The sequence below is a fragment of the Hymenobacter nitidus genome (assembly GCF_020447315.1).
In the GTDB taxonomy this organism is placed as follows: Bacteria; Bacteroidota; Bacteroidia; order Cytophagales; family Hymenobacteraceae; genus Hymenobacter; species Hymenobacter nitidus.
The window spans coordinates 194,594-218,310 of the sequence record NZ_JAJADQ010000011.1 but is presented as its reverse complement, the minus strand read 5'-3'; the positions used below and the strand labels follow the sequence as shown (position 1 = coordinate 218,310).

Annotated in this window: 19 protein-coding genes; 7 read left to right on the top strand and 12 right to left on the bottom strand. The window is 59.6% G+C overall.

The window, feature by feature from the left end:
- From LGH70_RS19445 to LGH70_RS19415, 7 genes are all read right to left on the bottom strand, one after another.
- A partial coding sequence (locus LGH70_RS19445; protein WP_226189155.1) for a beta strand repeat-containing protein occupies positions 1-2,021 on the bottom strand: 2,021 nt, incomplete at its 3' end.
- A gap of 303 nt (positions 2,022-2,324) precedes the next feature.
- Entirely contained in the window at positions 2,325-3,248 is a 924-nt protein-coding gene (gene porD / locus LGH70_RS19440) for a type IX secretion system protein PorD (RefSeq protein WP_226189153.1), read from the bottom strand.
- On the bottom strand, positions 3,241-3,894 hold the full coding sequence (locus LGH70_RS19435) for a phosphopantothenoylcysteine decarboxylase (protein WP_226189150.1): 654 nt from the start codon (positions 3,892-3,894) through the stop codon (positions 3,241-3,243). Before LGH70_RS19435 ends, porD begins: the two co-directional genes overlap by 8 nt.
- 58 nt (positions 3,895-3,952) lie before the next feature.
- A complete protein-coding gene (locus LGH70_RS19430; RefSeq protein WP_226189148.1) occupies positions 3,953-4,510 on the bottom strand; it encodes a flavoprotein in 558 nt (185 codons plus the stop codon).
- Between the two features lie 16 nt (positions 4,511-4,526).
- Complete coding sequence (locus LGH70_RS19425) at positions 4,527-4,874, bottom strand: DNA-directed RNA polymerase subunit omega (RefSeq protein WP_226189145.1); 348 nt, start codon at positions 4,872-4,874, stop codon at positions 4,527-4,529.
- A gap of 148 nt (positions 4,875-5,022) precedes the next feature.
- Positions 5,023-5,847 (bottom strand): outer membrane protein assembly factor BamD, encoded by an 825-nt coding sequence (locus LGH70_RS19420; protein WP_226189142.1) that lies wholly within the window; start codon positions 5,845-5,847, stop codon positions 5,023-5,025.
- A 55-nt stretch (positions 5,848-5,902) separates the two neighbouring features.
- Positions 5,903-7,624: an OstA-like protein gene (locus LGH70_RS19415; RefSeq protein WP_226189139.1), complete on the bottom strand. Its 1,722-nt coding sequence runs from the start codon at positions 7,622-7,624 to the stop codon at positions 5,903-5,905.
- Positions 7,625-7,710: 86 nt separating this feature from the next.
- Between LGH70_RS19415 and tilS the strand changes: the two genes are divergently transcribed.
- From tilS to LGH70_RS19400, 3 genes are all read left to right on the top strand, one after another.
- Complete coding sequence (tilS, locus tag LGH70_RS19410; protein WP_226189136.1) at positions 7,711-9,039, top strand: tRNA lysidine(34) synthetase TilS; 1,329 nt, start codon at positions 7,711-7,713, stop codon at positions 9,037-9,039.
- 122 nt (positions 9,040-9,161) lie between these two features.
- Positions 9,162-10,103 carry a malate dehydrogenase gene (mdh, locus tag LGH70_RS19405; protein ID WP_226189133.1) on the top strand — a complete coding sequence of 314 codons (942 nt, stop codon included), beginning with the start codon at positions 9,162-9,164 and terminating at the stop codon, positions 10,101-10,103.
- 84 nt (positions 10,104-10,187) lie between these two features.
- Entirely contained in the window at positions 10,188-10,886 is a 699-nt protein-coding gene (locus LGH70_RS19400) for a DNA alkylation repair protein (protein ID WP_226189130.1), read from the top strand.
- A 65-nt stretch (positions 10,887-10,951) separates the two neighbouring features.
- Here LGH70_RS19400 and LGH70_RS19395 read toward each other — a convergent pair whose 3' ends face one another.
- From LGH70_RS19395 to mutL, 3 genes are read right to left on the bottom strand one after another with little or no spacing between them, the layout of a single operon-like run.
- Positions 10,952-11,842 carry a rhomboid family intramembrane serine protease gene (locus LGH70_RS19395; protein ID WP_226189127.1) on the bottom strand — a complete coding sequence of 297 codons (891 nt, stop codon included), beginning with the start codon at positions 11,840-11,842 and terminating at the stop codon, positions 10,952-10,954.
- An 11-nt stretch (positions 11,843-11,853) separates the two neighbouring features.
- Entirely contained in the window at positions 11,854-12,639 is a 786-nt protein-coding gene (locus LGH70_RS19390) for a rhomboid family intramembrane serine protease (RefSeq protein ID WP_226189125.1), read from the bottom strand.
- Positions 12,640-12,660: 21 nt separating this feature from the next.
- Positions 12,661-14,613 carry a DNA mismatch repair endonuclease MutL gene (gene mutL, locus LGH70_RS19385; protein WP_226189123.1) on the bottom strand — a complete coding sequence of 651 codons (1,953 nt, stop codon included), beginning with the start codon at positions 14,611-14,613 and terminating at the stop codon, positions 12,661-12,663.
- 284 nt (positions 14,614-14,897) lie between these two features.
- Here mutL and LGH70_RS19380 point away from each other — a divergent pair, with 284 nt between their 5' ends.
- A complete protein-coding gene (locus tag LGH70_RS19380) occupies positions 14,898-17,852 on the top strand; it encodes a serine hydrolase domain-containing protein (protein WP_226189121.1) in 2,955 nt (984 codons plus the stop codon).
- 210 nt (positions 17,853-18,062) lie between these two features.
- Positions 18,063-19,199, top strand: a complete 1,137-nt coding sequence (gene bshA, locus LGH70_RS19375; protein WP_226189119.1) for an N-acetyl-alpha-D-glucosaminyl L-malate synthase BshA — start codon at positions 18,063-18,065, stop codon at positions 19,197-19,199.
- A gap of 148 nt (positions 19,200-19,347) precedes the next feature.
- Here bshA and LGH70_RS19370 read toward each other — a convergent pair whose 3' ends face one another.
- Positions 19,348-19,884, bottom strand: a complete 537-nt coding sequence (locus tag LGH70_RS19370; RefSeq protein WP_226189117.1) for a DUF7935 family protein — start codon at positions 19,882-19,884, stop codon at positions 19,348-19,350.
- Positions 19,885-20,037: 153 nt separating this feature from the next.
- Between LGH70_RS19370 and LGH70_RS19365 the strand changes: the two genes are divergently transcribed.
- The gene (locus LGH70_RS19365) at positions 20,038-20,391 is read left to right on the top strand and encodes a HesB/IscA family protein (RefSeq protein ID WP_226189114.1); all 354 of its coding nucleotides are present in this window, start codon (positions 20,038-20,040) and stop codon (positions 20,389-20,391) included.
- A gap of 77 nt (positions 20,392-20,468) precedes the next feature.
- Here LGH70_RS19365 and LGH70_RS19360 read toward each other — a convergent pair whose 3' ends face one another.
- Entirely contained in the window at positions 20,469-21,269 is an 801-nt protein-coding gene (locus LGH70_RS19360) for an alpha/beta fold hydrolase (protein ID WP_226189111.1), read from the bottom strand.
- 160 nt (positions 21,270-21,429) lie between these two features.
- On the opposite strand from LGH70_RS19360, the gene LGH70_RS19355 reads away from it, so the two are divergent.
- The gene (locus tag LGH70_RS19355) at positions 21,430-23,637 is read left to right on the top strand and encodes a penicillin acylase family protein (protein ID WP_226189108.1); all 2,208 of its coding nucleotides are present in this window, start codon (positions 21,430-21,432) and stop codon (positions 23,635-23,637) included.
- Positions 23,638-23,717 lie beyond the last annotated feature (80 nt).

Sequence of the window (23,717 nt, the reverse complement as noted above, 5' to 3'; positions counted from 1 at the left end):
AGGTCCCAGAAGGTGGCCCGGGTGCCACCCAGGCGCTGCTCGCTGCTGCCAGCTAGGCTCAGCAGGCCGCCGGTGGCGCTAAAGGTGCCATCAATAGCAAAGCCCTGCCCTGCCACGGCCAGCGTACCACCGCTCTGAGTGAGCGAGGCGTTGGCTTTTAGAATCAGGTCTTTCACGTTAGCCGTGCTGGTGGTCAGTACAGGATAGCGGGGAGCACCGGCCGGAATGGTGGCATCCAGGGAACTGGTAGGCACGCCGTCGGTCCAGTTAGCGGCCGTAAACCAGTCGGTCGAAACGCTGCCTGTCCAGACGGTGCTGGTAACCGGCGCATTGTACTGCAGGCTATAGGTAGCGGAAGCTACGTTGCCGGTACCGGCGCTGGTCTGGGCCACGTTGGCCGCAATGCCTACCGTGGTGGGCGAGCCAGGCGTGGTGACGGCAACGGTAAACGAGTACGTAGTGCCCGAGCCGCTTAGGTTGAGTACGGAGCCGTTGACGACGGTAATGTCGCCGGCCACAAAGCCGGTTACGCTCTGCGAGAAGGTAGCCACGAAAGGAATGACCGCCGTGCTGGTCGTGCCACCCGAGGCGCCGGCCGTGCTGCTGATAGCCACCGTAGGGTTCACGGCGAAGGCCACGCCATTGCTGGTTCCGGCGCTGGTGGTCACCGTAATATTGCCGGTAGTAGCGCCCGGGGGCACGGTAGCCGTAATAGTAGTAGCATTAACTACCGCAAAGGTGGCCGCCGCCGTGCCGTTGAAGCTCACGCCGGTAGCGCCCGTCAGGCTGGCCCCGGTGAGCGTAACGCTCGTGCCGACCGGGCCATTGGTCGGGCTTACGCTGGTCAGCGTGGGGACCACGAAGTTGGTTGAGTTCAATAGAACACCGAGCGTATTGTCGTTGCGGTTGGCCGTCAGCACATCAAGCTTGCCGTCGGCATTCACGTCGGCCAGCGCAACGCCCTGTGCACCGTTACCACCATTATAAGTCGTTACGGCTCCGAAGCCGCTGGCTTGTCCCAGCAATACGCCGATTAGGTTATTCGAAAAATTGCCCGGCACCAAGTCGGGCAGGCCGTCGCCGTTCACATCCCCAATACCAACAGCATAGGCACCGGTGATTGCCCCGGTGGAGTAGTTGGTGGTAGCCAGGGTACCTCCAGCTTGACCCAGCAGCACGGATATCGTACTGTTCTGATTGCTGGCTACCACGTCCAGCCGGCCATCGGTATTCACATCGCCCAGCCGCAGGCCCACAGTTTGGGAATTCACTCCGGTAGCATAGTTCACGAACGTGCCGAACGTGCCCCCGGCTAGCCCGGGCAGCACGTTTACGGAGTTGGTAGCGTAGTTGGCAGTTACAATATCCAGCCGGCCGTCGGCCGTTACGTCACCCAGAGCCACGTCGAAGCCAAGGCCGGAGGTAGCGTAGGACGTAGGCGCTCCAAAGGCTCCACCTCCCAGGCCCAGTAGCACGGAGGTCGTGGCCGTACCGCTGTTGCCGGTCACGGCATCCAGCACTCCATCCCCGTTCACGTCGCTGAGCGCCACGTTCCGGGGAGCGGTGTTGGTACCGGTGGCATAGGAAAGAACCGTTCCGAAGATTCCGGCTCCCTGGTTCAGCAGCACCCCAATGGTATTGTTGCCGTTGTTGGCGGTTACGATGTCGAGCCGCCCATCGGCGTTGACGTCGCCCAGGGTTACCCCCTGAGTCTGCACGCCTCCCGGAGCCACATTGTAACGGGTGGCTGCTGCGAAGGTCCCGTTGCCACTGTTGAGAAACACGCTCACGTTGTTGGACGTGATGTTGGCCGTTACGGCGTCCAGGCGGCCGTCGGCGTTCAGGTCGCCCGTCACGACGCGCAGGCTGATGCTCCCGCCGGTAGCGTAGGTAGTTAGCGGGGCGAAAGTAGCGGGAGTTTGGGCCTGAGCCGCGCCGGCCGACGCCAGCAGCAGGGCCAGTCCACCCAGCGGCGCGGTAAGATGGCGGGCAAACCGCTTAAAGAAGTACAGGTTCATCATGCAACAGGACTAAAGTAAAAACTACCGGGCACCTGTCCGGCAGGATAAAGGTCGGATATTATTCTGATAAAATATGACGTAAGCAAGTTTATTGAGCATTTAAAAGTCAGCTGTCTATACTGCTATTTACTCCACGCCTTTCATCCCGGCTCAGGTGGTGACCACTCATTCTGGACATGAGGAAGGCAGCAGTAATCCACGGTGCCATAAACTCGTGGTGGCCTATACCCGGCGCTGTTCTCCATCAAAAAGCCCCGTCCGGGGAGTCGAACAGGGCTTTTTGTTAGGCTGCAACGACAACGCTCAGGGTTGGCGCAAAATCGTCTGGTACTTGGCCGAGTTGGTAGGGTCCACTTCCGAGAGCATCGTTACCACCTGCTGCTTCTGCTGCTGGTCTTGGGCAGTGCGGAAGATGTTGGATATTTCATCCGACTTGGTATCGAAGAAGGCGCGGGCCAGCAGCGTGCCAGGTCGGCGAATGGCGGCCGCCTGCACGCCCTGCAGGGCCGTAAACAGGCTGGTGCGGGCTTCTTCGGGCTTCTGAATAAAGATATCGAGGCCCTGGCGGTAGTAGGCGTAGATGCCCGTGCGCATGGCCTCCAGCTGCGGGTCCTGCAGGTTATTGAGCAGCCAGTAGCGGTTGCGCGACTCCCCATCCTGCCAGGCCGGGTCGGTTTCGTTGGTTACGCTCTGGTTGGCCGCGTTGTTGAGAATATTGCGGGCCCGGTCGTAGTAGGGCGAGCCGCCGAGCTTGGAGAAGCTGTCCTGGTCCATGCCGATGATGATGTAGGCGTAGAAGCTCAGCAGCGACGACAGATTGGACACGAAAGTATTCTCCGAGTAGTCAATCGGGTTCTGGGGCGAGTAGTTGAACACCCAACCCCGGTCGGCAAAGGACAGCAGATTGGTTTCGTAGCCGGTGCCATATACGGGCCGCGACGACACGATACGCACCGTTGCCAGGTAAGTGCCCGACTGCGGAATATTGGTGATGCCCACGAAAAAGCGGCAGCGAATCCGCTCCTCGGGCCGGTATGTTTGGTTGGTCCAGGAGCGGGTATTCAAAAACGACTGCATGTCGTTTCGCAATTGCTGCACCAGCTGCGGGTCGGAAATTGTCACGTTTTCCGTGGTTACCTGCACTTCGGCCTGGAGTTCCTGGGCCTGCCCGGCCCGGGAAGCCAGCAGCATTAGCACAAACAGCAGCGGAATGAGAATTTTACGCATTGCGAAAGGAAAGGCAGGCAAAAACGGTTCGGACAATATCGTGGGCCACGGCGGCTTTGGGCTTCAACTCAAAGATAGTCTTTTGCCCGGCCGCGTCCAGCAGCGTCACTTTATTGGTATCGTGGCGGAAGCCCGCGCCCGGGTCGCGCAGGGAGTTGAGCACAATCAAATCGAAATTCTTGCGCCGCAGCTTGCCCTGGGCATGGGCTTCCTCATCATTGGTTTCTAACGCAAAACCCACCGAAAATTGTTCAGCCCGCTTGATTTGACCCAGCGTGCCGGCAATATCCACGTTCTTGACCAACTCCAGCGTCAGCGTGTCGCCGTCCTTCTTAATCTTTTGCTGGGCCACGGCACGCGGGCGGTAATCGGCCACGGCAGCGGCAAACACCCAAATATCGGCTTCGGGCGCGGCAGCGGCGGCGGCGGCATACATCTGCGTGGCCGTTTCCACCCGGGTTGTTGCAATCAGCTTATTGCCGGGGTCGGGCAGGTTGGTTGGCCCGCTGATGAGCGTAACCTGGGCGCCGCTTTCGGCAAATACCTCGGCCAGCGCGTAGCCCATCTTGCCGGTGCTGTGGTTGCCGATAAACCGAACCGGGTCAATCGGCTCGTAGGTCGGCCCGGCAGTAATGAGGACGCGCATAAATGCAGGTAGAAGGATAAAAAAGAACGTCATGCCGAACCTTCGCTCAGCATGACACTCACTGTTGACTGACAAAAAACTGCTCCAGCTCTTTCACAATGTCCTCGGGCTCCAGCATGCGGCCCGGGCCGGAAAGCCCGCTGGCCAGCTCCCCCACCGGCGACTCCAGCACGTGGTTGCCGAAGCTGCGCAGCCGCTCAAAGTTGTGCGTCACGGCCGGGTGCACGTACATATCCAGGTCCATGGCCGGGGCCAGAAACACCGGGCAGCGGGCCGACAGATACACGGCCGCCAGCAGGTTGGGGCAGTGCCCGTTGGCCAGCTGGGCCACGGTGTTGGCGCTGGCCGGGGCTATAACCAGCGCATCGGCCCAGAGCCCCAGGTCCACGTGGTTGTGCCACTGGCCGGCAGCTTCGTCGCGCAGGAAGCTGGTGAGCACCGGCTTTTTGGAGAGCGTGCCCAGCGTGAGGGGCGTGACAAAGGCCGAGGCCGAGGCCGTCAGAATGACTTGCACCTCAGCCCCGGCCTTTATCAGCAGCCGCACCAGCATGGCAGATTTGTAGGCGGCAATGCTGCCGCACACGCCCAGAATGATCTTGCGGCCTTGCAGCGGCATTGCCCGAACCGGCTACTTATTCGGTAGGACGAGCCACGATGGGCAGTGCCTCTTCCTCGAGCGTACGGAACGTTACTTTGCCTTCCAGGAACTCCTCAATGGCGAGGTTGGTCGGCTTAGGCAAACGCTCGTAGTGCTTGGAAATCTCGATTTGCTCGCGGTTTTCGAATACTTCCTCCAGGTTGTCGACCGTGGTAGCAAACTCGGCCAGCTTGCCGTTCAGCTCTTCCTTCAGCTTCACCGAAATCTGGTTGGCGCGCTTCGAGATGATGGCAATTGACTCGTACACGTTGCCGGTTTCGTGGGTGAAGTCCGACATGTTGCGGGTCACGATGGAAGCAGAGACGTTGTTCGGAGTTTTCATATGATGGAGGCTATTTAATGTGCAAAGAGAGAATGTATGGAATGTGAAAGATGTGAGAAATGTGGGACATGAAGTCAGGAGTTACTCTTTGGGCTTCCCGCTTGTGTTCACATTAAGCACATTGAAAACACATTTTACACATTGTAAATTATTTCGCGGCCGTATCGGCCGGCTTAAGCTTGGCAATTTGCTCGCGGGCATTGGTGTACATCACCTCAGCGTCCTTCAGGTTGCGGCTCTGTGGGTAGTTGTCGATGAACTGCTGGTAGAACGACAGCACTTCCAGATACCGCTCCCGCTGCTTTTCCACCACACTTTCCTTGGCCAGGTCGTGCTGGGCGTTGAGCTTCAGGAACGATGCTTCCTCGTTGAAGGCCGAGGCCGGATACTGCTGCTGAAACGAGCCGAAGGCCGTAACGGCGGCCTGGTAGTAACGCACGTTGTAGTAGAGCTTGGCGCTTTGAAAGGCTTTATTTTCCAGCTTTTTCTGCAGCTCCTGCGACATATTTTCGGCCTCGGGCCGGAACTGGCTGGTCGGGTACCGGTTCAGAAACTCCTGGATGGACTCCAGGGCTGAAAACGTGTTGGTCTGATCCAGCTCGAACTCAGGAGAGTCGCGGAACAGGGATTTGGCGTGCAGAAAGTTGGCCTCCTCGGCATACGTCGAGTTCGGGTAGGTATCCGAAAACGACTTGAAGTAGTAGGCACTCAGCACGTAGTTGCGCTGCTTGTAGTTGGTATTGGCGAAGTAGAACTGGGCCTTTTCAGCCTCCGGACGGCCTTTCAGCAGCGGAATCAGGTCTTCCAGCAAAGTGCCGGCCTTGAAAAAGTCGCCTTTCTCGTAGTACTGCACGGCGGCCTCGTACTTCTTGTTGACGTCGCCGCTCTTGAGCAGCTTTTGGTAGCCGGAGCACGAGCCAAGCAGCAACGTACTCACTAACAGAACAAAGAAGGCAGGACGGAAAGACAGCATAAGGGGGGCAAAGGTAACGGATTACGGGGCCGAATCAAAGGTGGGCCCGGCGGGCTTACTTCGAGGCGCGCGTTATGGGCGCTTTCGGTTGGGAAACAGGTTTTACGGCCGGCTTGGCCGGCACTGACTTACTAGGTGCCGCTTTTGGCTTAGCCGCCGGTTTGGCTCTGGCTTTCGTGGCGGTTTTAGGCTTGGCTTTCACCGGTAGGGCAAAGTGCTTACCTAACACCAAGCGGCGCGTCGGGCGTTCCGACGCCCGCCAGGTAAAGCCTTTCAGCTTTTCGTCTTCCGCTTTTAGCTCATGGGGCGGAATAAAGCTGGCGTCGGGGTTAGTCAAAAAGGTGATGGTCTGGAGCTTGTTGTCGGCAAAGCGCAGGGCCATGTTGGCACTCAGGGCCTTGTTGACGCCGGTAACGGCGGTGTCTCCCTCAAGAGCATAGTAGATGCTCTCGGCGTTGCCAAGCACGTCCACTTTTTTTATTTTGTTATTGACGAAGTAGGCAATCATATTGCGCCCCTTCACCTGGTTATAGTTGCGAATGGTATCCTGGCCGATGATAAACGAGTTGGCGTACAGACGCATCTGGTCGATTTTCTTGCGCCGCTGCCGGATTTCCATGCTATCGGCCGTCAGCTGGTTCTGGTCCGTCCACAGCACCGGCCGCTTGTTCAGGTAGATAATCGAGTCCTGCCGGTCGTAGGTCAGCGAGTCGCAGCGGCCCTGCAGATCGGTGCGGAAGATCTTCACCTTAGGGTAGGCATACAGCACGCCCGCCTCGTTTTTGGGCGGGCGGCCTTCCACGCTCACCAGCGTATCGGCGGCCAAGTAGAGCGTGTCGTTGTCGGAAATGTTGCGCATCACCGGGCTGCCACCGTACACCTTGGCCCGCCCGGTGCCGCGCCAGTAGCGGCCCACGTCGCCGCGCAGCACGATGTTATCCTTCTTCGAGGTCATCGACACGTGGCCGGTGGCTACGCCGTACTGCCGGGCTTCGTCGTAGATCAGCTTGTCGCCGCCGAGCAGGTAGTTCGGGGTTTCAATGCGGGCGTTGCGCTGGAAGTTGGAAACCTTGGTGCGGGTGTTGTAGGTGCCGTTTTCGGCGTACAAATTGCCCTGCTTGCCCGTGATGCGCGTGGGTCCGAAGAAGTAGGCAATCTTCGACACCGTATTATACTGGAGCGTATCGGTGTCGATGTTGTTTTCCTTGGTCACCAGCTTCACGTTGCGCTTGAAGCTGAACACCTTGGAGGTGGTGTTATAGTATCCAAACTGACTGTCGAGCGTGTTTTCGGGGTCTACGAGGTGCCCGCCGGTGCTGTAGTAAGCCAGGTTTTTATTCAGGTCGTAGTCCAGCAGGTTGGTGGTCAGCGTCATGCGCGGGTCGCGCATCACCACGTTGCCGGTCATGCGGGCCTTGCGGGTGTCGCCGTCGTAGGTGGCATGGTCGCCCGTAATAGTTACCGTATCGTTCTGGATGATGCGCACGTTGCTGAAGGCTTCCAGTGCGTTTTTCTCCAGGTATTGATAGGCCGAGTCGCAGTACAGCAGCGTAGTGCCCTGCTTAAAGCTCACGTTGCCAATCAGCTTGCGGATTTCCACGCCGTTGAACGTGCCGCCCACCAGCTTCTGGGTGCCGGGCAGCAGCTCGATGCGCTGCCCCTTGGGTGGCGCAGGCTGGGCGGCGGGCGGCGCGGCGGGCCGGGGCCGCTGCTGGGCCTGGCTGAGCAGCGGCACGCTGGCGAGCAACAGCAGAAAAAGTAACTTTATAAAACGCATTTCGGGGCAAAGGTACGGAAGGCCCGCTGGTAACGCCCATCTTTGCAGGCTAGTGCCCACTGTTGCCTTCCCGAATCAGTTTTTCTATGCTTGAGCGTGTCCGTCAGTTTATTACAGAACAGGAGCTTTTCTCCCCCGCTACCGATTATATCCTGGTAGCCGTCAGCGGCGGGATGGACTCGGTGGTGCTGGCCGACGTGCTGCACCGCCTGGAAGTGAAGTTTGCCATTGCCCACTGCCACTTCGGCCTGCGCGGCGAGGAAGCCGATGCCGACGAGGAATTCGTGCGCAAGCTGGCTAAAAAGTACGAAGTGCCCTACTTCGCCGAGTTCTTCCAAACCAAAGAGTTTGCCGCCCAGGAAGGAATTTCAACCCAGATGGCGGCCCGCACTTTGCGCTACGCCTGGTTTGAGCGCATCCGCCAGACCCAGCAACTCGACTACATTGCCACGGCCCACCACCAGCGCGACGCGGCCGAAACCATGCTGCTCAACCTCACCCACGGCACCGGTCTGGCCGGCCTGCACGGCATCAGGGCCAAAAACGGGCGCATCATTCGGCCGCTGCTCGGCATCGGCAAGGAGGATTTGTACGACTACCTGGTGGAAAACCGACTGGCCTGGCGCGAAGATGCCTCCAACGACAGCACCCTCTACCAGCGCAACCGCCTGCGCCACGACGTGCTGCCCGTGCTGCGCGACATCAACCCCAACCTCGACCAGACCCTGCAAATCACGGCCGAGCGGGTGGGCGGGGCCGAGGAAATCGTGCGCCGCTACGTGGAAGACACCAATGCCGCCGCGCGCCGCGACGAAGCCGAGGTAACCTACCTCAACATCCCGACCCTGCAGCGCACCGCCGCCTCTACCTTAGTATTGCACGAGCTGCTGAAGCCGTTCGGCTTTTCGTATCTGGTGGTCAAGGACATCGTGGCGGCTTTCAAGGCCGAGTCGGGCCGGCGGTTCGAGTCGCCCACGCACACGCTGGTCAAAGACCGGGAGCAGCTGGTCGTCAAGCCCAAACGCCTAACTCAGTTCGGTACCTACCAGCTGCAGGCCGGCCAGACCGAGCTGAAAGCGGAAGGCCTGAACCTGCGCGCCGAGCTGAGCGACAACACCGGGGCCGAAATTTCCCGCAGCAAGTCGGTGGCTGCCCTGGATGCTGATAAGCTGCAGTTTCCGCTCACGGTGCGCCGCTGGCAGGAAGGCGACTGGTTTATGCCCATCGGCATGAAAGGCAAAAAGCTGCTTTCCGACTTTTTGATTGACCAGAAAGTGCCTCTCAACCTGAAGGAAGACGTGCGCGTGCTCGTCACTGCCGACCAGAAAATCGCCTGGATTATCGGTTTCCGCCCTGACGACCGGTACAAGATAACCGAGGAAACTCAGCGCGTGCTCACAGTGCGCCGCATGTAGTCGTCGGCCGCATTGAGCCTTCAACGCCCTCCGGTATCGTTCCCGTAACTTGTTCTAGGCCGCTACGGCTTTTCGCTTACTTTTACGGCTGCGAATAAAATTCTCAACCCAACCCTCACCCAATGAAAGTTACCGTAGTTGGGGCTGGCAACGTGGGCGCTACTTGCGCCGACGTATTAGCCACCCGCGAAATCGCCAACGAAGTTGTTCTGGTTGACATTAAAGAAGGCTTCGCCGAAGGCAAAGCCTTGGATATCTGGCAAAAAGCCCCCGTTATCGGCTACGACACCCGCACCGTAGGCGTTACCAACGATTACAGCCGCACGGCTAATTCCGACGTGGTGGTTATCACCTCGGGCCTGCCCCGCAAGCCCGGTATGAGCCGCGACGACCTGATTTCGACCAACGCCGGCATCGTGAAAACGGTAACCGAGCAGGTAGTGAAATACTCGCCCAACGCCATTATCATCGTGGTGTCGAACCCGCTGGACGTAATGACCTATCAGGCGCACCTCACTTCGGGCCTGCCCCGCGAGAAGGTGTTTGGCATGGCTGGCATCCTGGATACGGCCCGCTACCGCGCTTTCCTGGCCGAGGCCCTCAACGTTAGCCCCAAAGACATTCAGGCCGTGCTGATGGGTGGCCACGGCGACACCATGGTGCCCCTGCCCCGCTACACCACCGTGGGCGGCATTCCCGTTACCGAGCTGATCGGCAAGGCTGAGCTGGACGCCATCGTGCAGCGCACTGCCGTCGGTGGTGGCGAACTGGTGAAGCTCATGGGCACTTCGGCCTGGTATGCTCCCGGTGCCGCCGCCGCCCAGATGGTAGAGGCCATTCTGCGCGACCAGCGCCGCGTGTTCCCCGTGTGCATCGAGCTCCAGGGCGAATACGGCATCAATGGCGTGTACCTGGGTGCTCCGGTTATCTTGGGCCGCAACGGCATTGAGAAGGTTATCGAGCTGCAGCTCAACGACGAGGAGCTGGCTATGCTGGAAACCTCGCGCGGCCACGTGAAAGAAGTAATGGACGCCTTGGACAACATGACCAAAGCCAACGCTTAGCTTTCCTGAGCTTCGTGCCAGCGGCCGTTCTGCGAGTGCAGAACGGCCGCTTTTTTTATATTCGCCCCGGTTCACCTGCTGCTTATGACCGCCGCCCAGCTCCAACAAGCAATTGATACTCTGGCCGACCCGGTGCGCGCCTTGCTGCTGCAGCGCTTTTTTAAGACCGGCCCGGGCCAGTACGGCGAAGGGGACCAGTTTCTGGGCCTCACCTTGCCCCAGCAGCGGCTGGTAGCTCGCAACTTCCGGGCGCTGCCGCGGCCGGAAACCGAAAAACTACTGGCCAGCCCCTGGCACGAGCACCGGCAAACAGCCCTCATCGTCTGGACGCTGCAGTTCCAGAAAGCCGGTCCCATGGAGCGGCAGGCCATTCACGAGGCGTATCTGCGCCACCGGAGCCGCGTCAATAACTGGAACTTAGTAGATATTACCTGCCCGCTGCTGCTAGGCACCTACCTGCTCGATAAGGACCGCACGCTGCTCTACGAACTGGCCGCCGAGCCCCACCTTTGGAGTCAGCGCATGAGCATCGTTTCCACGCTGGCCTTTATCCGCAAGGGCCAGTTTCAGGATACGTTTGGCGTGGCCGAGCAGCTTCTCTCCCATCCCCACGATTTGATTCACAAAGCCACTGGGTGGATGCTGCGCGAAGTTGGCAAGCGCAACGAAGAGGCCCTGGAGGAATTTCTCACCGACCACCACGGCCAGTTGCCCCGCACGGCGTTGCGCTACGCTGTAGAGCGGCTGCCACCCAGCCAGCGGCAACATTATATGCGGAAATAGAAAGGTCCCACCGGAGTAAATCGGTGAGGCTTTTTTCTGGAAGGCGGCTGGCTATGGCCGAGTGGTTATTTCTGGCTGGCCTTGAACAGCTTCTGTTTTTCCTCCTTCGACAGGCTTTCGTAGCCGGAGCGGGAAATCTTGTCCAGAATCAGGTCGATTTCCTCCTGCTCGGGGCGGGCCAAGTTGCTTTTCTTGGTGGCGGCGGGTTCGGCCGGGCGGCTGCGGTGCGTGACGCTCATGCGCGGCCGGCCCGAGACGATGTTGGCCACAAAGTCGCCGACGGCCTGCACGGGGCGGCCCAGGTCGCGGCCGGCCTGAAGCTGCTTGATGAACAGGAAGCCGATGAGGGCCCCACCCAGGTGGGCTATTTCGCCGCCGGGGTTGCCGCCGTTGATGCCGGCTAGGGAAACCAGCACGACCACCAAGGCAATGTATTTGATCTTCACCGGCCCCAGCAGAATCAGGCTGAAGGTGTAGTCGGGCAGCAAGGTGGCGGCGGCCACAATAATGGCCGTAACGGCAGCCGAAGCGCCTACGATGGGAATACCCAGCCGCGCCTGAAAAACCGGCAGCAGGTTGAAGCTCAGCAGAAAGAAGGCCGCCCCGACCAGTGCCCCGAGAATGTAGAGGCTCACCAGCTTGCGGTTGCCAAGGTATTCGCGAATCAGCATGCCAAACCAGTACAGGTTCAGCAGGTTGAAGATGATGTGCAAGAAGCCTTCGTGGGTGAAAGCATAGGTCAGGATGGTCCAGGGGTGGCGCAGCAGGCTGGGCAGGTCGGAAGGCATGGCCAGCTGGCGCATCACGACGTTGTAGGCGGGCTGGGCGTCGAAAAGAAACAGGATGGCCTTCAGGATGATCAGGACGGCAAATACCAGCACGTTGATCAGCAGCAGCTGATTCAACGCGTTGTCGCGCCGACTGAAGGCCGTCCGGATATCGTTGACAATACTCATGGTGGGCTAAGCTAGTAGAATCGGGTGCGGCTCCGCTCCCAGAATTTTAACACAATAAACCCAATCAACAATCCGCCCAGGTGGGCAAAGTGCGCCACATTGTCGCCCGGCACCCGATGAATGCCCGCGTAGAGCTCATACAGCGCATAAAGCCCCACGAAATACTTGGCCTTGATGGGAAAGGGAAAGAAGAGCAGCATGAGCTCCGTGTTCGGGAACAGGAAGGCAAAGGCGAACAGCAGCCCAAACAGCGCCCCGGAGGCGCCTACCATCGGCGAGTTCAGGCTCCGCATGTAGGTCGATTCCAAAGAAGTCAGCACGCCCTGCACCAGCGACTGGTCGTCGGGGGTAGCGTGCAGCTGCCGCACGATGGGCTGATAGGACGCTTCGTAGCCCGGCATGTTGGTTTCTACGAAATCCAGCAGGTTGACATCGGTGGGATTCTGCTTGAACACCTCAATATCGTGCTGCATCTTGTCCAACTCGTAATAGCGCACGCCCGAATACAGTATGCCCGCCCCGATTCCGCAGATCATCCAGAAGGTCAGGAAGCGGTTGCCGCCCCAGCGCTGCTCCAGCAGCGGGCCGAAGGAAACCAGACCAAACATGTTCGACAGCAGGTGCATAATGCTGCCGTGCATAAACATATAGGTCACGAACTGCCAGGGCTGAAAGTATTGGGAGGTAATCGGATACAGAGCCAGCATATTCATCTGGTGCGGCAGCTGCGTCTGCAGCAGATACACACCGAGGTTGATAAAAAGCAGGATGCGTACCGTGGGCGTCAGGTTGAACATGCCGGGAGTTTCAGGGCGAAATCAGGGTTTACGGAAAAGGTCCTGCAGCTGGTTAAGCTCCATCAGCACCAGGGTGCGGCGGCCGTCGGGGGTGTAGCTGGGCACCGAGCACGCAAAGAGCCGGTCGACGAGGGCTGTCATTTCCATATCCGATAACCGCGCATGGTCGCTGTTGGTTGCCAGGCGGCGGGCCAGGGCGCGCACCAGCTGCTCGCGCCGGTCGAGGCGCACAGGGCCAGCGTGCGTCCGAAACTGCTCAATCAGGCCTTCCAACAGCTCCCGCTCGTCACGATTGGCCACGTCGGCCGGAATGCCTTCCACAGCAATGGTATTAGGCCCAAACTCATTGAAGCGAAACCCGAGGTCGTGCAGAGGCTGCGTCACTTCGCGCAGCACGGCGAAGTCCTGGGGCGAAAACGTGACGGTGCGCGGAAACAGCAGGGTCTGGGAGCTGCCGCTTTGCCGCTCCAGGGCTTGGGCGTACTGCTCGTAGAGAATCCGTTCCCGGGCCGCTACCTGGTCAATGAGCATCATGCCCGATTTCACCGGCACTACCAGATACTGCTGGTTGATCTGCACCACGCGGTTGCCGGGGCCCACGGTTTGCTCGGGCAGGGGCAGCTCCGGCGCCGCTTCTGCCGCCGGCACCGGATTGTGCACCACGAGTGGCGAGCTAGCTTTTTCAAACTTTTCGATGGTCTCCGCGTCGCCTTCCGGCAAATCGGGCACGATGGTCTGACCCAATGACTTATAGAAGGCTTCCAGCTCGCGCTTGGCCTGCTCGGTGGGGCGCGGCGGCAACGAGCGTTCCGTGGAGCCGCCCTTAGCGCCTTCCTTGGGCGTGGGAGCCGCGGCCCGGGCCGCGGCCGAAGCCAACGCGTCGGGCCGGTAGTCGTCGCCGAAGGGGTTGGCGTTGGGCGAGGCGCGCAGGGGCTGAATAGGTGCGAAGTTCACGTCGCCCTCAAAGTCCAGGGACGGGGCCATGTTGTGAATGCCCAAGGACTGCTTCACGGCGGCCCGCACAATGGCGTACACGGTCTTCTCGTCCTCGAACTTGATTTCCGTCTTGGTCGGGTGCACGTTGATGTCGATGGCCTTGGGGTCCAGCTCCAGGAACAGCACGTAGAACGGGTGCGTGTCTTTGGGCAAAAGGCCTTCGTAGGCGGCCAGCACGGCGTGGTTGAGGTAAGCCGAGCGGATGAAGCGGTTGTTGACGAAGAAAAACTGGTCGCCCCGGCTTTTTTTGGCCGACTCGGGCTTGCCGATAAAGCCTTTCACCGAAATAAAGGGCGTGACTTCCTCGCAGGCGGCCAGCTGCTCCTTGTAGCCGTTGCCGAGCAAAGCCACGATGCGCTGGCTGAGCCGGCCGGCGGGCAGGTTGAAAACCTCCAGCTCGTTCTGGTAGAGCGAGAAGGAAATCTGGGGGTTGGAGAGAGCCACGTGCTGGAACTCGTCCAGAATGTGGCGCATCTCCACCGCATTGGTTTTCAAAAAATTGCGCCGGGCCGGCACGTTGTAGAACAGGTTCTTGACCGCAATACTGGTGCCGTCGGGGCAGGCCACGGGCTGCTGGCTCATTACCTGCGAGCCTTCGATCAGCAGGAGCGTGCCCGTATCCTGGTCGCGTTGCTTGGTGCGCAGCTCTACCTGGGCCACGGCCGCAATGGAAGCCAGGGCCTCGCCGCGGAAGCCCAGGGTCCGGATCTTGAATAAATCTTCGGTGGTGCGAATCTTGCTGGTAGCGTGGCGCTCTAGGCTCATGCGCGCATCGGTGGGGCTCATGCCCGCACCGTTGTCGACGACCTGCACCAGCTGCTTGCCAGCTTCTTTCACGATAAGCTGCACCTGCGTGGCCTTGGCGTCGACGGCGTTTTCGAGTAGCTCTTTCACTACCGACGCCGGACGCTGGACCACCTCCCCTGCCGCAATCTGGTTGGCAAGGTATTCGGGGAGCAACTGAATTACATCCGCCATCGACCGGGAACTGAAGGTGATACTGAACTGGTTAGCAACGCTACTTACGCAGGCCCGGGGTTGAAAAACGTCCGACCTCGGGAATTTATCCGTAAGTTTGCGGCCAACTTTTGTGTGCGCAACGCCATACGGTTCTCCGTTTTGGCGCGTTTAAAGAAAAGAAAGCAGGGGGCTTGAGGCCGGCAACAGCGGCCAAATCCCTGGCACGATTTTCCTTTCAGCAGGGCACAAAAGTAGGGCTATTTCCGCTCAGATTCAACTTTACGACGATACCACGGGAGTCAATGCTCAAGGAATTTCGGATTAGCCTCTTACTGGTTCTACTAGCTGTTACGGGGCTGATTATCTCGTCGTCGGCACCCAAGAATAAGGACGTGCGGCCCATTTCGGCCGCCGAGCAATCCTGGGTCGACAGCGTATTTGCCTCCCTCACCCCCGACCAGCGCCTGGGGCAGCTGTTCATGGTGGCGGCTTACTCCAACAAGGATAAGAAGCACGCCCAGCGCATCGACGAGCTGGTGAAAGTGTATGGCGTGGGCGGCCTGATGTTCCTGCAGGGCGGCCCCAAGCGGCAGGCCACGCTTACCAACCGCTACCAGGCCCAGGCCAAAGTGCCGCTGCTGGTGGCCATGGACGCCGAGTGGGGCCTCGACATGCGCCTGGACTCCTCCATGCACTTCGCCAAGCAGATGACGCTGGGAGCCATGGACGACGACCAGTACGTGTACCAGATGGGCCGCGAAATTGCCCTCAAGCTCAAAACCTTGGGCGTGCACGTGAGCTTCTCGCCCGTTATTGACGTCAACTCTAACCCCGACAACCCGGTTATCGGTAACCGCTCGTTCGGGGAAAACAAGGAGCAAGTTTCCAAGCGCGGCGTGGCCTACATCCGCGGGTTGCAGGACCACGGCATTATGGCCGTCGTGAAGCACTTTCCCGGCCACGGCGACACCGACGTGGACTCGCACGTGGCTTTGCCGGTTATTAACTCCGATCTGGCCCGCCTGACCAACGTGGACCTCTACCCGTTTCAGCAGGCGTTCCAGGCCGGCGTGATGGGCGTGATGGTCGGCCACCTCTACATGCCCCTGTTCGATACGGTGCAGTCGGTATCGGCTACTATCTCGCGCAACCTGGTGACTGGGATGCTGAAGGAGAAGATGGCCTATAAAGGCTTGGTTTTCACCGATGCACTCAACATGAAGAGCGTGTCGAACCTGTATAAGCCCGGTGAGCTGGACGCCCTGGCGCTGCTGGCCGGCAACGACGTGCTGCTGTTTTCGGAAGACGTGCCCATGGCCCTGCAGCGCATCCGGGAGGACGTGGCGGCCGGCAAAATCAGCCAGGAAGACATCGACCAGCGGGTCCGCAAGATTCTGCGGGCCAAGTACTGGGCCGGGCTGAACCGCTACCAGCCCGTGGACGTGCCCAACCTGACGGAAAACCTGAACCGCCCGCTGAGCCGCACCGTGCAGCAGCAGATTTATGAGCACGCCGTGACGGTGGTGAAAAACGAGGACGACCTGCTGCCCTTCCACCGCCTCGACACGCTGCGTATTGCTACCGTCACGATTGGTACCGGCACGGGCAGCACCTTCGGCACCATCATGAACAAGTACCAGGGCGGCGCTATCTACTCGGTGCCCAACCGGTACGCCGTCGACTCGACCTTCGCCCGCATTCAGTCCCGCCTGACGCCTTACAACGTGGTGGTGGTGAGCCTGCACGGCATGAACAATACGCCGGCTCACAACTACGGCATCGGCGAAGGAGCCCTGAAATTTCTGAAGGAATTGCAGGCCAACCCCAAGCTGAAAACGGTAGTAGTAGTGATGGGCAATGCCTACGCGCTGAAGTACGTGGAAGAAGCCCGCAACCTGGTGTGCGGTTACGAAGACAACTACCCCTCGCAGCTGGTGGTGCCGCAGGTGCTCTTCGGCGCCTTGCCCGCCAAAGGCCGCCTGCCCGTTACCGTGTCGCCGGCTTTGAAAGCCGGTCTGGGCCTGCCCACGCCCGACTTCCGCCGCCTGCGCTACGCTACTCCCGAAAGCCAGGGACTGGATTCGAGAGTACTGAGCCAGATCGACAACATTGCGCTGGAGTCGGTGGCATATGCGGCGGCCCCTGGCTGCCAGGTGCTGGTGGCCAAGGATGGCGCAGTGGTATTCGATAAAAGCTACGGCTACTGCACCTACGACAAAACGCAGCCGGTAGAAAACACCACGCTCTACGACTTAGCCTCGGTGACGAAAGTAGCCGGCACGCTGCAGGCGGTCATGTACCTGAAGGACCAAGGTAAAATCAACCTCGACGCTAAGGTGGCCGATTACCTGCCCGAGCTGAAGACTTCGAACAAGAAGGACATGACGGTGCGCGACGTGCTGCTGCACCAGGCGGGCCTCAAACCGGGCATCCCGACCTGGGAACGAACCGTGTCGAAGACCGGACTGAAGCCGACATTCTACGCCAGTACCCGCTCCGACGACTTTCCCAACGAGGTAGCCCCCGGCACATTCAGCACCAAGGCCGTCGACGACTCCGTCTGGACCTGGATTGTGCGCAGCAGCATGCTGCCCAAGGTGAAGGGCAAGTACCCGATTGAGTACAGCGACCTGAGCTTTATGGTGCTGAAACGCTTAAGCGAAAAGGTGCTGAATGAGCCAATTGACGTCTTCCTGGCCCGCACGTTCTACAAGCCGCTGGGCCTGGCCTCGATGACCTACAACCCGCTGGAGCGTTTCCCCAAATCCTGCATTGCGCCCACCGAAAACGACACCTACTTCCGCAAAACCCAGCTTCAGGGCACCGTGCACGACCAAGCCGCGGCTCTGCTGGGCGGGGTGGCCGGCCATGCGGGTCTGTTTGCCAATGCCAACGACCTGGCCATCCTGATGCAGATGGATTTGCAGAACGGCCGTTACGGCGGCCAGCGCTACTTCCAGGCTCCCGTCGTCACGGAGTTTGCCCGGTCGCAGGTGGCGGGCAACAAGCGCGGCCTGGGCTGGGACCATGGCAACCCCGAGAAGCCCGAGGGCCCTACTTCCAACCTGTCGCCGGCCAGCACCTTTGGCCACACAGGCTTCACGGGTACCTGCGTGTGGATGGACCCCGAAAACAAAATCCTCTACATCTTTCTTTCCAATCGGGTGTACCCCGACGGCGGCAACAACAAATTGCGCCAGTACAACATCCGCACACGCATCCACGACGTTATTTACAAGTCTTTACAGAAGACATGATTTGTTGCCTGACACTTCATCTTCCCTGACTCGCAATTGGCGGTGAGGCATCTATAACAAGATGGCTCGCCGCCAATTTTTTGTTGCGCCCAGCTCCAGCTCCGCGTTTCGCCGAACCCACTACCTTCGCCCCGTTCTAACTCGTTTTTTCTCGGTATACCCCACCACCAAAGCCGTAGCTGGAGCTGCGCGCTGCTGCGTCCCACCCCTATGAATATTGGCATCGTTTGTTACCCTACGTTCGGCGGCTCCGGCGTAGTAGCTACCGAGTTGGGCAAGGCCCTGGCCCTGAAAGGGCACCGGGTACACTTTATTACCTACAGCCAGCCCGTGCGGCTCGACTTCTTCAACGAGAACCTGTTTTACCACGAGGTCTATATTCCGCCCTACCCGCTGTTCCAGTTTCCGCCCTACGAGCTGGCTCTGGCTTCGAAGATGGTCGACATCGTGCAGAACGAAAAGCTCGACGTGCTGCACGTGCACTACGCCATTCCGCACGCCTCTGCCGCCTTTATGGCCAAGCAGATTCTGCGCACCAAGGGCATCACCATTCCCGTCATTACCACCCTGCACGGCACCGATATTACCCTGGTGGGCAAAGATGCCAGCTACGAGCCCGTCGTTACCTTCAGCATCAATCAGAGCGACGGGGTAACGGCTGTGTCGGCTGACTTGCGCAAGGAAACCTACGAGTACTTTGCCATTGAGAAAGACATTGAGGTGATTCCCAACTTCATCAATCTGGAGCGGTTCAAAAAGCAGAACAAGGGCCATTTCAAGGCCGCCATTGCGCCCGAGGGCGAAAAGCTGCTGGTGCACACTTCCAACTTCCGCTCCGTGAAGCGCGTGGACGATGTAGTACACATCTTCGCCGGGGTGCGCAAGCAAATTCCGGCCAAGCTGCTGCTCGTGGGCGACGGGCCCGACCGGCCCCGCATCGAGAAGCTGTGCCGCGACATTGGCTTCTGCAACGACATCCGCTTTCTGGGCAAGCTCGAAGCCGTGGAAGAAGTGCTCAGCATTGCCGACCTGTTTTTGATGCCCTCCGAAAAGGAAAGCTTCGGCCTAGCCGCTCTGGAAGCCATGGCCTGCGAAGTGCCGGTTATCAGCACCAACGCCGGCGGTATTCCCGAGCTGAACGTGCACGGCGCAACGGGCATGCTCAGTGAAATCGGCGACGTGGAAGACATGGTCAAAAATGCGCTCTACGTGCTGGAAGACGACAACCTGACCCGCTTCAAGGAAGCCGCCCGGGCCCGCGCCGAGGAATTTGCCGTCGAAAATATCGTGCCCCTCTACGAAGCCTGCTACCAGCGCGCCATTGACGCCCAGCTGGCGGCGGTGTAAGTTGGTTGTTTGTTGTTTGTTTTTAGTTTTTGGCAGCAGGTGCTTGTTCTCACTTGTATGAAAAAAGCCCGCTCAATGCATCGAGCGGGCTTTTTTCGTCTGGTCTATGTGCAAGGGAGCCAAAAACCAAAAACAATCAGTAACCAATCTAAAACAGCCCCGAGGCTTCGCGCTTAACGGCCAGCAGGGCCTGGGTGGTTGGGTCCAGCTCTTCGGTGATGAGGGTTTCGAGGATGCGCTTGGCCAGTTCGGTGCCGCGGGCCTGCTGGGGCGTGGGCAGGGCGTGGTAGGCTTTATTGATCATCGTCAGGATGTTTTCCTTGGCCTGCTTTACCTGCTCCCAGGTTTCGGCGCTCATGTAGAGCTGCTGGCTGAGGTTGTGCTCATACTCGGCCCGGATTTCGGTGAGCAGCACCCGGTGGTATTCCGAGGCCGTTTGGCCCGAGCTGCTCAGGCGCACCAGCAGGTTGTTGGGCGTGATGCGCTCCAGCAGCAGCGTGACCCGCTCGTAGGCCTGCAGGCGCAGGGGCAGCGTCGTTTTCGAGTTCTCCAGGCGCAGCTCAATCAGGCGGCGCTGCTGCTCTTTTTCCAGGTACTGCTTAATCAGGTAAAAAACGGAGCCGGCGACGATAAGAGCCGGCAGGATAATCTTGAGCAGATCGAAAATGTACGCGGTGGTGTCCATGCAGTGGGGAAAACTTCTATTTTAGAGGGAACAAGGTCGGGAAATATTTGGTGAACCGGATACCCGCCCCTGCTGTTCTATACGCGTCGGGGCCGATGGCGTATGCAGAAGGCTTCGTATCTTTGCGCCTACTCTTCTAACAACGAATGCACTATGGCAACGGCCGTTTCAACTAAAACTGCTCCCATCACCCTCACTCCCGGGGCCTTGGTCGAGGTAAGAAATATCATCGAGGAAAAGAAAGTGCCGACCGAGTACGGTCTGCGCATCGGGGTGCAGGGCGGCGGCTGCTCGGGCATGAGCTACCTGCTGGGCTTCGACAAAGCCAAGGACAACGACGAAGTCTACGACCTCGACGGCTTGAAGCTCATTATGGATAAAAAGCACGCCATGTACGTTCTGGGTATGGAAGTCGACTTCCAAGATGGCCTGAACGCCCGTGGCTTCGTCTTCAATAACCCCCAAGCCAAGAGCACCTGCGGCTGCGGCTCGTCGTTTTCGGCGTAAGCTTCTGCCTTCAGCATAGCCACTACAAAGCCCCGGCCGTCAGGTCGGGGCTTTTCGCGTTTGCGGCTCTCGGGGTGCTACAAGGCCAGGAAAGCTTCAATGGCGTTCAGCGTCTGGACCGGGGCGCTGAGCTGCGGGCAGTGGCCGGCGACGGGCAGCGTGACAAGCTGGGCGCCGGGAATGGCTGCCTGCAAATAGGCTCCTACTTCGGGCGGCGCAATCAGGTCCTGTTCGCAGTCAATCAGCAGGCAGGGCTGCTGCAGGTGGCCCACGTCGGCGCGGTTATCCGACAGGAAGGTGACGCGGGCAAACTGCTGGGCAATGGCGGGGTTGGTCTGGCACAGGCTATGAATCAGCTCGGCGGCCAACGAGGGCCGGTCGGGGGCGCCCATAATGAAGGGCCCGAACGTATCGGCCCAGCCCACATAATCGGTTTCCATGAAAGTAAGCATGGCTTCCAGATCGGGCCGGTCGAAGCCGCCGCGGTAGCCGTCATCGTTGAGGTAGCATGGCGAGGGGCACAGGAGCAGCAATTGCTGAAAGCGCGCGGGCTCGGCAATGGCCGCCAGCGTCCCGATCATGCCCCCGACCGAGTGCCCAATCAGGGTTACTTCATTCAGGTCGAGCCGCTCACAGATGTCGAGCAAATCCTGGGCGTAGCCCTGCAGGGAAGAATACTTGCCGGGCTCGTAGGCGGCGGCCACCGACTGCCCGGCGCCCACATGGTCGTAGAGGATCATGGTGAAGTGCTGGGAATCGGAGAAGGCCGGCAGCAGGTAGCGCCACATGCTTTGGTCGCAGCCGAAGCCGTTCACAAAAACCAGCTTGCGCGGTCCCCGGCCCAGCACCCGTACATTGTTTCGTTGCAGAATATCCATACGTGCTTCCTGACACTAGCCTAACTATCAGTAGGGTATATACGAATTTTACCCTAACAAGACAAGCATCAGCCGAAATAGCCGGCCGGCCAGATCGGCGGGCTTTGCCTTACTTTAGGCCCCGAAACAAAGTCCCGCCCTTTTCTTTTATGCCTTGACTATGACCCGAGCTCTTCTGATTCTTCTCTTCCTGGGCAGCCTGCCGGTGCTGGGGCAGGCCCAGGCGTTTACCCCGGCCGAAATAGTCCGCTGGCAGCAGCAGGCCAGGCAGGTCACCATTGTGCGCGACAAGTGGGGTGTGCCACACGTGACTGGCAAGACTGACGCCGACGCCGTGTTTGGGCTGCTCTACGCCCAGTGCGAGGACGATTTTGCCCGCGTCGAGGACAACTACATCGTGAACATCGGGCGGCTGGCCGAAGTGGAAGGCGAAGCGGCCATCTACCAGGATTTGCGGGCCCGCCTGTTTCTGGACAGCACCCGGGCCATCAGCATCTACCAGAAAAGCCCGGCCTGGATGAAGCAGCTGCTCAATGCCTTTGCCGACGGCACCAACTTTTACCTCTACTCCCACCCCACCGTGAAACCCCGGCTGCTGCGCCGCTTCCAGCCCTGGATGCCGCTCATGTTCAGCGAAGGCAGCATCGGGGGCAATATCAGCGTGGTACCGCTCGAACGGCTCAAGAACTTCTACGGCAGCCAGCGTAAGTCGACGTCCTGGGTACGGCCCGACTTCGAGCGGCCCGACCGGGAGCCGGTGGGGTCCAACGGGTTTGCCATTGCCCCGGCCAAAAGTGCCAGCGGCCACGCCCTGCTGCTGATAAACCCGCACACCTCCTTCTACTTCCGGCCCGAGGTGCAGATGACCAGTGAAGCCGGCCTGAACGCCTACGGCGCCGTAACCTGGGGCCAGTTTTTCGTGTACCAGGGCTTCAACCAGCACTGCGGCTGGATGCACACTTCCAGCTTCGCCGACTCGATGGACGAGTACTTAGAAACCGTGGAGAAAAAGGATGACAAATACCAGTACCGCTACGGCGGCAAGCTGCGACCGGTGCAAACGGCGGTAATTTCCATTGCCTACAAGCAGGCCGACGGCAGCTTGGGCCGCAGGCAGTTCACTACTTACCGCACTCACCACGGACCGGTAGTGGGCCAGCAGGCCGATAATAAGTGGGTGACGGTGCGCATGATGGACACGCCGCTCGAAGCCCTGGAGCAGTCGTACCTGCGCACCAAGGCCACCGACTACGCCAGCTTCCGGGAGGTAATGAAGCTGAACGGCAACGCCTCGAACAACACCGTATTTGCCGACAGTAAGGGTACCATTGCCTACTGGCACGGCAACTTCATGCCCCGGCGCGACCCGCAGTTCGACTGGAGCATGCCCGTGGACGGCAGCAACCCCAAAACCGATTGGCAGGGTCTGCACAAGGTGGAGGAAATCGTACAGGTAAAAAATCCGGGGAGTGGCTGGCTGCAGAACTGCAACGCTACGCCCTTCACGGTGGCGGGCCCCAGCAGCCCGGCCCGCAGCAAGTACCCCGCCTACATGGCCCCCGACGCCGAAAACTACCGCGGCATAAATGCGGTGCGGGTGCTGAGCCGCAAAACCAGCTTCACCCTCGACACGCTCATTGCCGCGGCCAAAGACCCTTATCTGGCCGGTTTTGAGGATTTGATTCCGGCCCTGGCCAAAGACTTCCAATTTGTGCTGGACAGCGCGGACCCGCCCCAGGGCGACGTGGTGGAAGCCATGAAGCTGCTGCGGGGCTGGGAAAAGCGCTACAGCAAAACCTCGGTGGCCCAGACCCTGGCTATTTATTGGGGCGAGAAAATTCAGAAGCTGGCCCGTACCCGCGTGACACCCGATATGCGCCTGGATAATCTCTCGTTCACAGCCTTCGTCATTGCCAAAACTACTCCGACGGAAAAAGTAGCCGCCCTGCAGGAAACCCTGGACGAGCTGACGCGCGACTTCGGGACCTGGCGCATGCCCTGGGGCGAAGTAAACCGCTTCCAGCGCCTGACCGGCAACATCCAGGAAACCTATGACGACACCAAGCCCAGCCTGCCGGTGGCCTTCACTTCTTCAGCTTGGGGCTCGTTGGCGGCTTTTGGGGCCAAGACGGCACCCAACACCAAGAAGCGCTACGGCTATGTGGGCAACAGCTTTATTGCCGTGGTAGAGTTCGGCCCGCGCATCAAGGCGCGCTCGGTACTGGCCGGCGGCAACAGCAACCAGCCGGCTTCTCCCCATTTCACCGACCAGGCTGGTTTGTATGTCGAGGAGAATTTCAAAGACGTACTGTTCTACCCCGAGGACGTGAAAAAGCACGCCGAGCGGACGTATTCGCCGGGCCAGTAAATACATGCTTTGTACGCACCAGCAAGAAGCCCCGACCGGATGGCCGGGGCTTTTTCGTTGACAATACTTACCCGGCGCAG

Bases quoted from the DNA above. Each gene is read 5' to 3' on its own strand.
- porD (WP_226189153.1), bottom strand. From the start codon at position 3,248: ATGCGTAAAATTCTCATTCCGCTGCTGTTTGTGCTAATGCTGCTGGCT.
- LGH70_RS19435 (WP_226189150.1), bottom strand. From the start codon at position 3,894: ATGCGCGTCCTCATTACTGCCGGGCCGACCTACGAGCCGATTGACCCG.
- LGH70_RS19430 (WP_226189148.1), bottom strand. From the start codon at position 4,510: ATGCCGCTGCAAGGCCGCAAGATCATTCTGGGCGTGTGCGGCAGCATT.
- LGH70_RS19425 (WP_226189145.1), bottom strand. From the start codon at position 4,874: ATGAAAACTCCGAACAACGTCTCTGCTTCCATCGTGACCCGCAACATG.
- LGH70_RS19420 (WP_226189142.1), bottom strand. From the start codon at position 5,847: ATGCTGTCTTTCCGTCCTGCCTTCTTTGTTCTGTTAGTGAGTACGTTG.
- LGH70_RS19415 (WP_226189139.1), bottom strand. From the start codon at position 7,624: ATGCGTTTTATAAAGTTACTTTTTCTGCTGTTGCTCGCCAGCGTGCCG.
- tilS (WP_226189136.1), top strand. From the start codon at position 7,711: ATGCTTGAGCGTGTCCGTCAGTTTATTACAGAACAGGAGCTTTTCTCC.
- mdh (WP_226189133.1), top strand. From the start codon at position 9,162: ATGAAAGTTACCGTAGTTGGGGCTGGCAACGTGGGCGCTACTTGCGCC.
- LGH70_RS19400 (WP_226189130.1), top strand. From the start codon at position 10,188: ATGACCGCCGCCCAGCTCCAACAAGCAATTGATACTCTGGCCGACCCG.
- LGH70_RS19395 (WP_226189127.1), bottom strand. From the start codon at position 11,842: ATGAGTATTGTCAACGATATCCGGACGGCCTTCAGTCGGCGCGACAAC.
- LGH70_RS19390 (WP_226189125.1), bottom strand. From the start codon at position 12,639: ATGTTCAACCTGACGCCCACGGTACGCATCCTGCTTTTTATCAACCTC.
- mutL (WP_226189123.1), bottom strand. From the start codon at position 14,613: ATGGCGGATGTAATTCAGTTGCTCCCCGAATACCTTGCCAACCAGATT.
- LGH70_RS19380 (WP_226189121.1), top strand. From the start codon at position 14,898: ATGCTCAAGGAATTTCGGATTAGCCTCTTACTGGTTCTACTAGCTGTT.
- bshA (WP_226189119.1), top strand. From the start codon at position 18,063: ATGAATATTGGCATCGTTTGTTACCCTACGTTCGGCGGCTCCGGCGTA.
- LGH70_RS19370 (WP_226189117.1), bottom strand. From the start codon at position 19,884: ATGGACACCACCGCGTACATTTTCGATCTGCTCAAGATTATCCTGCCG.
- LGH70_RS19365 (WP_226189114.1), top strand. From the start codon at position 20,038: ATGGCAACGGCCGTTTCAACTAAAACTGCTCCCATCACCCTCACTCCC.
- LGH70_RS19360 (WP_226189111.1), bottom strand. From the start codon at position 21,269: ATGGATATTCTGCAACGAAACAATGTACGGGTGCTGGGCCGGGGACCG.
- LGH70_RS19355 (WP_226189108.1), top strand. From the start codon at position 21,430: ATGACCCGAGCTCTTCTGATTCTTCTCTTCCTGGGCAGCCTGCCGGTG.